The following is a 7,066-nucleotide window of genomic DNA, read 5'->3' on the forward strand; positions in this document are numbered from 1 at the left end:
TTGCTGTCATGATGCAGCAACATATCCTCACCGCCCCGCAAGCCAGAAAAATCATCCTTCATGCCGCAGGCCTGGCACAACCAGGCCAGTTCGGCAAAGGGATCGAAGCCGTCTACAAACTGATCGACCATCTTGGTTTTATCCAGATTGACACCAACTATGTGGTGGAGCGGGCACATCATCATGCTATCGCTGCGCGCGTGCCAGACTATAAACCGGAATGGATTGACGAGCTGATGGCGGATGGAAGCATCTTTGAATTTTTCACTTACGGCACCGGCTATATTCCCATGGATGAGTTCCGCTTCTCGCTGCCAGTCAAAGCGGGCTTTTTGTCCCGGAGAAAACCGTTGACACAACCGGAGATCAACCTCATGAACAAAGTGTTGGACAGGATTGGCCGGGAAGGCCCGTTGATGGTGAAGGATTTTGAAAACGACCGGCCGGTGGCCAGTTCCGGCTGGTGGGATTGGCGGCCGGCAAAGCTGGCGCTGGAGCGGCTGTTCCTCGATGGCAGCCTGATGTGTACCCGCGAAAAAAATTTCCATAAAGTATATGACCTGCCTAAAAACCTTCTTCCGGCAGATGTGGACACCACTATGCCCACCCCGGAAGAATATGCGCGGTACGTGATCCGTCGTTCTTTACAGGCACTGGGCATCGCGTACGCCAAAGACATCGCCTGGCGCGGACATTACGCCAAAGACAACCCGGTAAAAACAACGCTGGATAAAATGGTGGAGGAAGGGGAAGTATGCCCTGTCAGTATCAAAGGACAAAACACCGCTCCCCTTTATATGTTGCCTGATTACACAGACAAAAAAATAAAGCTGAGCGGTGATGCATTTATTCTCTCTCCGTTCGATACCTTAAATGTGCTGCGGCACCGGTTAAGAGACTTTTTTGATTTTGACTACCAGATAGAATGTTTTGTTCCCCAGGCCAAACGCAAGTACGGATATTTTTCACTGCCTGTACTGGTAGGTGATACCTTTGTGGCCAGAATGGATGCAAAGGCAGACCGTAAACACCGTGTACTGACCGTCCACAACTTGCATGCAGAGCCCGTGACACTCAGCCAGCCGATGATCAGCAAAATCGCCAATGCAGTCAGGTCATTCGCTACGTTCAACCAATGCAGGGACATCGACATAAAAAAATCAAATCACAAACAACTGGTCAAAGCCATTAAAGAAGCCTTTTGATTACTTATTGTATATAGGGCTTCTTTTCAGCATATAATGCAGGGCATCATGGTATGACCCTTCATTGTTTAAAAACGCGGTACGCCTGTTGGAAAATATCCGCTCATTCTGTTTATTGAAAATACCCAGGGTCACTTCGTTCTCATACTGGTTTTCAACGGTGGTACTGGTAGAATTATCGTTTTGCCTTTTATTGCCCTCCACCTTTGTAGTGCTGGAACCGGAAGAGTTAACGCTTTCTTTTACGCTGCGGGACAGCGTGCCCTGTAAAACAAATTCAGCGCCCAATATCCTACAAAGCTCATCGTACGTGTATCCTTTGATGGTATTCATATCAATGCCGTTCCTGTACAACAGCGCATTGGTGGTGTTTGGGTCCTGGAACCTGTACTGGCCGCTCCTTTTGCTCAGGTACACATAGGTATCGTTCTGTAACTTCTCTCCTCTTTCAGTGACCTGTTGCAACGGCTCATTGACGGCGATATACTTAAACGGCAGGATGGCCACCAGCCCGGATTCTATAGGCCGGCTGTTGTCAACCGGCGCTTTGGCCGTGTTAGTCGCGGGAGCGCTGAACACTTCCACCCTTCCGCTGCTGAAGGTAATCTTGCTGATGTCCGATTTTTTCAGTTCATACACGAGTGTTTCTCCGGAATGAATAAATTTAACCGTGTTGGTTTGCATCTCAGTGATCTTTCCGTGCTTTTCTTCTCCACTCAGCATAAGCACTACGTCTTCTTTACCGCCCGGTGTCTTGCCATTTTGCGCTTTTAAAGAAAAACAACTCAGTAACATCAATAGAAGGGTCACTGACAACTTCAACATTCTGATCATGATAAAAATATTAGGGTCTTAAAAATGATGCTACTTTTTCTCCGTCTTAACCCTTTTCTGTTCATCTGACGCTGCACTTTCATGTTTGTCTGTCACGTCTTTTTTATCATTCTTATTAAAACGGTAGGTGAATGTAAGTTTCAACACCTGCGACTGCCATCTTCCGCGCATATCGATATCAATATTCTGATAACGGCTCGCTGCGTTGTACCTGTTCCAGCCGAAGATATCAGAGGCGCTCAGCCGGACAGTGCCCTGTTTGCCAAGGATATCTTTCTGGATGCCGGCATGTAAGGAGCCAATTGGCTGAACCAAAAACGTGCCATCAATGCTGCGGGAAGACCACATGCCCATAAACTGAAATCCCCAGCCGCTTTTCAACTTCACCTGCTGCATCAGCTGCCCGGTGAAGACACCGGCTTTCAACCGGAACGGTTCATTATTGAGCGTGCCCGAGTAGTCGTAATCGTTATAGTCCATGTAGATAACGGTGGCCATGTTATCGCCAACAGGTATCTGGGCATTGATATTGGCGCCCAGCACTTTGCGGGTGTTCAGGTTTTCCGGCCGCTGATAGGTTTCATTCTTTGCGGCGTCCTGCAGGATGACGTCCTGGATAATGTCCGTTGTCCGGTTGTACAGCAGCGTGGCCGTTAACGCGCCCTCCCATACACTGTAGCCCAGTTCTATGTTATGGCTGTATTGCGGGTTCAGATAAGGGTTCCCTTCGTTGTACGTGTATTGGTCCAGGTAGAAACGGAACGGGTTCATGCTGCGGTAATCCGGCCGTTCTATCCTCCGGCCATAAGTCAGTGTCACCTTGCTTTCCTTGTCAAGATCATAAGCTATGAAAGCAGTGGGAAAAAACTGTAGGTAGCTGCGGGAGAAGGTCTGTCCGTTGTTTTTCTGTTCCCCTTTCAGCCAGGTCTGCTCTGCCCGGAGCCCTGCCTGGAACTCCCAGCGGTCGTGCTGATGCCGGAGGTTCAGGTAAGCCGCGTTGATATTTTCCCTGTAGAGGAAATGATTGCTCAGCGTATCGTTCTTTTTCCAGCCGGCGGCTACGCCATCGAAATACTGTGCATTATTGTCTGTATTGACAAACGATGTTTTCAGGCCTGCTTCCAGACGGGTACCTGATGACAGCGGACGGGTATAATCCGCTTTCAGGCTGTAGATATTAATTTTCCCGGGCAGGTCTGCCAGGAACAGCTTATGTGGCGCTGCCTCGCTGCTGTCGGGCCTGTAGTAACGGTTATCAAAATGTTGTTCGCTGGTGCTGTTGTACGACAAATAGTCGGCGTTTACCACCAGGTCATGTCCTACAGTATCAAATACATGCTTCAGGCTAACATTGGCTTCCATATTGTCCCATTTGCCTTTTGTGGTAGCGGGTGCGTCTACACGGGTTATCATAGTGCCGTCACCGTTTTTTAACAGGGTATTGTTGGTACTGGATGAGGAGGAGGGATTATGAAACCCGCCCACCGCCACGCCTATGGTCGTTTTGGTGCTGGCGTAATAATCCAGGCCCAGCTTTCCGGTAGCACTCTGCCCTGTCGTTTTGGTGTAAGTATGCTGATCATAAATACTGGTGATTTTATCGTCACCGTTACGGAAGTTACGGACTATATAATAATCTTCAAAACTCTTCCGGTAGCTATAGCCGGCATTTCCATAAAAATTAATATGCCTGTTGCTGTAGTTAAAGTTGAGGTTCTGCGTAGTACCGGGATATTTTCCCTGTAAGGCGGTAAGGACAATGTTTCCGTTAAATCCGCCGGTCTTTATTTTTTTTCTTTTGATATTAATCACCCCGTTGCCGGCCGCGTCATATTTTGCGGGCGGGTTAGACATGATCTCGATCTGCTCCAGCTGTGAGGCGGGCAGGTTCCGCAGGAAGGCGGTGAGTTCCGCGCCGGAGAGGTATGCAGGCCTGTCGTCTATCATCACTTTTACACCTTGTTTTCCTTTGATGGAGATGCCCCCGTTCTTGTCTACCATCACGCCGGGCAACTTCTCCATCACCTCCATGGCGCTGCCTCCTGCGGCCATGACAGAAGACTCCACATTGACAACGGTACGGTCCAGCTGTTGCTCTATAAACGGCTTTTTAGCGGCTACCGTCACCCCTTTCAGGTTGCTGGCATCTGATTGCAGCACGGCATTGTCCAGCGCCACCTGGGGCTGGTCCAGGCTGAAAACCGGGCCGTTCCACTCTTTGTATCCTATATAGGTGACGGTAACAAAATAACGGTTGAAGGGAATGCTTTCCAGCTGCCAGTTACCGGTGGTATCCGACAAGGTCACTTTCACCAGTGAAGAATCCGATGCTTTTTTGAGCAGTACGGTGGCGGCAACGACCGGCTGTTGCGCCGCGTCGCGCAGCTGACCGGTTATTTTACCGGTTTGCGCACTGGCGGCAACCGATAACATCAGCAATACCAACGGCAACATCCATTGTCTGATCTGGCGTTTTGGGGAACGGGGCATCATGGTAGTGTTTTCTATAGTTGTGTACATTTTATTAAAAGGGTTTTTCAACTTTGTTGAGGGGTTAACGCCACGTCACGGATGAGCATGGCTATATTCTGGAACTGATGAAGAATAAAGAAATGGTTGCCGGGATAACGCAGTATACGAACGTCCCGCTCTGTTTCAAGCGCCCATCCGGCGGTCTGGCTGGCACTGATTTCCTCGGTGGCCCCGGTGATGACGGTAATACCGGTGCTGTATTTGCCCTGCGACTGGTACCGGTAGGTTTCCAGCGCCTTCATATCTTCCCGGATCACGGGCAGAAAAAACTCTATCAGCTCCGGATCGGCCAGCAAAGCATCCGGCATGCCGCCCATCGTTTTCAACTCCGACATCAGCTGCTCGTCTGACAACAGGTGCAGTTGCCTGCGCTGGTCATTAAATACAGGTGCCGCACAACCGGTAGCGAAGAAATGCAGCGGAAGTTGTTTCCACTCCCCTTTCAACCGGTGTACCAGCAGGTTGCCCAGCATGGCGCCCATGGAATGGCCATACAGCACATAGGGCGATCTTATGTGCGGCAGCAGCTGTTGGTAAAGGTCGGCGGCCATCGCGTGCATATCAGACAACAACGGCTCTGCCAGCCGCTTGCCGCGGCCCGGCAACTCCAGCGTCACCATATCTATGTGCCTGCCTAAAAAAGGTTGCAGGTCACGGAAAGAGTAACTGTTACCGCCTGCATACGGAATACATATCAGTTTGGTTTTCTGTAACATCTCAAATGCTTTTTTGAACATCGTTTTCTCCCACAGCATGTTGCAGCTCAGTAGCCGCATTCACTTTGGTATCGCTTACAATGTTGCCATAGTCGAATTTTATCAGCCGGTCGCCACAATCGAAATAGGTATCGTCATGGGTCACTACAATAACGGTCTTTCCCATCTCTTTTAACTCAGGAATAATTTTCTTGTAGAAATATGCCCTGAACACAGGGTCCTGCTCTGCGGCCCATTCATCCAGCACAATCACATCTTTGTCTTCCAGCATCACATAGATCAATGCCAACCGCTTCTGTTGTCCTTTGGAGAGATCAGCTTTAATCGATTTTTTATCCTGGTCAAACACGACAATTTTTTCCAGCTCCATCTTTCGGAGCCAGAACATCAACCGCTCATTGTCCGGCTCCAGTTCCAGGCCGTCATAGTTTTCATTAAAAAGAAGGCTGTCCGTGAAGATGGCCGCAATGCGGTTGCGGTAACCCGGGTATGTTCTGTCAGTGATCACCCGGCCGTTCAACGAGATTGTGCCGGTATGCGGCACGTACAGGCCTGTCAGCAGGTTCACGAAAGTACTTTTACCACTGCCGTTGCCACCGGTAATAAAAATGCTTTCTCCTTTTTTAATATCGAGGGTCAGTGGTTTTAAACGGAAAGTTTCCGCTCTTCTTTCATCATAATATTCAAACGTAACGCCTTCGAAACGGATGTTGTCAAACCTGTCATCTGCGGCGGGCAGGTCGCCATGGCCGATAGATATGGCTTTGGAGGCATTGATCTTATCATGGAACTGCTCCAGCCGGTCAACAGCTATCTGCATCTGCGTAAACTCGCTGATACGCGCCACCACAATCCCTACTGGCCCCATCAGGTATAGCAGGGTGGCCACAAACTGGTTGCTTGCCACGTTTGTCATATGCAGGATAACGGGCAACAGGAAAACGATAATACCAATCAACAGGTACCATAAATAATTCCCCATCAGCTCATTCCCCATATACTTGATCAGTGTTTTAATGGTGAGCTCCTTTACCCTGTTCCTGTTCCGGGAGATATATTTCAGGAAGATATTATCGCTTCGCGTGATGCTCATCTTCACATCCTTAAAACCACGCAGAAAATCATTGACATTCTGCTGGTATATGTTTGCCAGGTCCCGCACGGTGTTCAGGTCCCTGGCGATGGACAGGTTCCGGATATAATACACCACCGCCAGCGTAGACAGCACGCCAAGGATGAGCAACGCGCCAAAGAAATTGGTGTAGAACAAATAGGTCAGGCCGATCAGTACCATCACAATGGAGTTAAATGTTTCTATAAAAACATTGGGGAACCGTTGCAGCGTAGTGACGTCTGCCGTGGCGGTCCGAACTTTTTCTTCTCCCAGCTTAACATATTCTTCATAATCTGAAAAGCGCAGTTTCTCAAAAATAGACAATCCCAGATCATTCCCCAATTCGTAGGTAAGCCGGATCGTATAGGATTGAAAGGCCCTGGCGGTAATAAAAGACACCAGTATCATGACCACATATATCTGCCAGTCGTATCCTTTTACAAACGGCAGATCGGTCCCCGCGATCTTACTATTGATCAGTAACAACAGGCCCATAGACCATACGCTGTTGATCATCCCAAGCAATAATAACAGGATGTAAAACAACTTCGATTTTTTCTGAAGCAAGCTTATTAATCTCATACGTCCCGGATTCTAAAAATGGTTAAACAATAAAATATGAAAAAGGGATGCCGCCCGGGCCGAAGCCCCGGGCAGCTTTTCCG

Annotated in this window: 5 protein-coding genes; 1 reads left to right on the plus strand and 4 read right to left on the minus strand. The window is 49.0% G+C overall.

The genetic code is table 11. The features are described from left to right. Window positions 1-8 precede the first annotated feature (8 nt). Window positions 9-1,205 (plus strand): winged helix-turn-helix domain-containing protein, encoded by a 1,197-nt coding sequence (locus ACTJJS_RS29985; protein WP_440667376.1) that lies wholly within the window; start codon window positions 9-11, stop codon window positions 1,203-1,205. Here the strand turns inward: ACTJJS_RS29985 and ACTJJS_RS29990 are convergent, their stop codons facing one another. Genes ACTJJS_RS29990 through ACTJJS_RS30005 form a run of 4 tightly spaced genes read right to left on the minus strand, consistent with a single transcriptional unit; the run spans window position 1,206 to window position 6,983 of the window. Then, window positions 1,206-2,039 (minus strand): hypothetical protein, encoded by an 834-nt coding sequence (locus ACTJJS_RS29990; protein ID WP_440667378.1) that lies wholly within the window; start codon window positions 2,037-2,039, stop codon window positions 1,206-1,208. A 30-nt stretch (window positions 2,040-2,069) separates the two neighbouring features. Next, complete coding sequence (locus ACTJJS_RS29995) at window positions 2,070-4,559, minus strand: TonB-dependent receptor domain-containing protein (RefSeq protein ID WP_440667380.1); 2,490 nt, start codon at window positions 4,557-4,559, stop codon at window positions 2,070-2,072. A 17-nt stretch (window positions 4,560-4,576) separates the two neighbouring features. Next, a complete protein-coding gene (locus tag ACTJJS_RS30000) occupies window positions 4,577-5,287 on the minus strand; it encodes a thioesterase II family protein (protein WP_440667381.1) in 711 nt (236 codons plus the stop codon). Between the two features lies 1 nt (window position 5,288). Continuing rightward, window positions 5,289-6,983 (minus strand): cyclic peptide export ABC transporter, encoded by a 1,695-nt coding sequence (locus tag ACTJJS_RS30005; RefSeq protein WP_440667383.1) that lies wholly within the window; start codon window positions 6,981-6,983, stop codon window positions 5,289-5,291. Between the last annotated feature and the right edge of the window lie 83 nt (window positions 6,984-7,066).

It is taken from the genome of Chitinophaga sp. 22308 (genome assembly GCF_052045305.1).
Classification (GTDB): Bacteria; Bacteroidota; Bacteroidia; order Chitinophagales; family Chitinophagaceae; genus Chitinophaga; species Chitinophaga varians_A.

Coding starts and splice junctions, on each gene's coding strand:
- ACTJJS_RS29985 (WP_440667376.1), top strand. CDS start 9: ATGATGCAGCAACATATCCTCACCGCCCCGCAAGCCAGAAAAATCATC.
- ACTJJS_RS29990 (WP_440667378.1), bottom strand. CDS start 2,039: ATGATCAGAATGTTGAAGTTGTCAGTGACCCTTCTATTGATGTTACTG.
- ACTJJS_RS29995 (WP_440667380.1), bottom strand. CDS start 4,559: ATGTACACAACTATAGAAAACACTACCATGATGCCCCGTTCCCCAAAA.
- ACTJJS_RS30000 (WP_440667381.1), bottom strand. CDS start 5,287: ATGTTACAGAAAACCAAACTGATATGTATTCCGTATGCAGGCGGTAAC.
- ACTJJS_RS30005 (WP_440667383.1), bottom strand. CDS start 6,983: ATGAGATTAATAAGCTTGCTTCAGAAAAAATCGAAGTTGTTTTACATC.